The organism is Streptomyces sp. HSW2009 (assembly GCF_040240285.1).
Taxonomy (GTDB): domain Bacteria; phylum Actinomycetota; class Actinomycetes; order Streptomycetales; family Streptomycetaceae; genus Streptomyces.
In genome coordinates this window covers 1-1419 of record NZ_JBEHZD010000988.1, presented here as the reverse complement: position 1 = coordinate 1419, position 1419 = coordinate 1, and the positions used below count along the sequence as shown (strand labels likewise).

The following is a 1419-nucleotide window of genomic DNA, read 5'->3' as shown; positions in this document are numbered from 1 at the left end:
TCTCCCACCCCACCCCCCACCCCCCCCCCGGCGTCCGTCGCGTGGGCGCGGATTTGGCTATAAGAGACAGCGCCGCGTACGCCCCTCGACCGTACGCCCCTCGGTCTCGCGCTCCCCGGCTGCACGCTCCCCGGCCGCGCGGGTCGAGCCGTCCGCGGGCCGGTCCGTGGGGGCGTCCGTGGCGGCACCCACGGCGGCGCCCATGGCCTGATCCGTACGGTACGGCGCAGGGCCGCCCGTGGCCTGAACCGTACGGAGCGGCACGGTCTCCTCCGTGGTGGCGCGCCCGGCCCCCGCAACGGTCCCCGCAACGGGCCGCGGACCACCGCGGGCGCCGGACAGTGCCTCGCCCGGCGACCCACGCAGCACCTCGCCGGACGCCTCGCTCTCTGCCCCGCCTGGCGCCCCACCAGGCACCCCACCCGAGGTCACGGACGGCTCCCCGACCGGACCCGCACCGCTCTCCACGCCCGCTCCCCCCACCTGCTCGGCCGGCCGCTCGACCGGCCGCCCCCTACCCCGGCCGTCAGCTCGCTTCACGGTGAACCCACCTTCTGCGTAAGGGAGTCAGAGACGATCTGCGTACGGGAGTCGGAGACGATCGAGCCGTCTCGGAAGCGGACCTGGCGCGGCAGCGACGCCGCGATCTCGCCATCGTGGGTGATCACGCAGACCGTGGTGCCCGCCGCGTTCAGCTCGTGCAGCAACTCCATGACGACCTGGCCCGACGCCGTGTCCAGGGCGCCGGTCGGCTCGTCGGCGAGCAGTAGATCGGGCTCGCCGACCAGCGCCCGCGCGATGGCCACCCGCTGTTTCTCGCCACCGGACAGTTCGGCGGGCCGGTGGTCGAGGCGGTGTCCGAGGCGTACCCGTTCCAGCGCGGCGCGGGCGCGGGCCCGCCGTGCCGCGCGGGGGACGCCCGCGTACAGCAGGCCGTCCGCCACGTTGTCCACCGCGTCCCGGCCGGCCGCCAGATGGAAGTGCTGGAACACGAAGCCGATGTGGCGCGCCCGGAGCGCGGACAGTTGGGCGTCCGAGAGGCGCCGTAGGTCATATCCGGCCACCCGCACCGTGCCCGATGTGGGCGCGTCCAGCGTGCCGATGACGTTGAGCATCGTCGACTTGCCCGATCCGGACGGGCCGACGATGGCCACGAGTTCGCCCGAGCGCACGGTCAGGCTCACCCCGCGCAGGGCGTGCACCCCGCCCGGGTACGCCTTGGTGACCTCCACCAACTCGACGACGGGTACGGCGTCCGCTGCCGCCCCGTGCGCCGGGTCGCGCGCCGGCCCGCGACCCGGGGGGGGGCCGCCCCCCCCCCCCCGGGCCCCCCCCCCCCGGCCACGGCGATCTCCGCCGACCTCGACACGGTCGGCGCCTGCCACGAACTGCCGGCCGGTGTCCACTCCTTCCGCTCCA

2 protein-coding genes are annotated in these 1419 nt (G+C 75.8%); both read right to left on the bottom strand.

Annotation, left to right across the window (positions count from 1 at the left end):
• Positions 1 to 57 precede the first annotated feature (57 nt).
• On the bottom strand, positions 58 to 540 hold the full coding sequence (locus AAHZ94_RS34070) for a hypothetical protein (protein ID WP_349997554.1): 483 nt from the start codon (positions 538 to 540) through the stop codon (positions 58 to 60).
• A complete protein-coding gene (locus tag AAHZ94_RS34065; RefSeq protein WP_349997555.1) occupies positions 537 to 1235 on the bottom strand; it encodes an ABC transporter ATP-binding protein in 699 nt (232 codons plus the stop codon). The genes AAHZ94_RS34070 and AAHZ94_RS34065 overlap by 4 nt, the downstream gene beginning before the upstream one ends.
• Positions 1236 to 1419 lie beyond the last annotated feature (184 nt).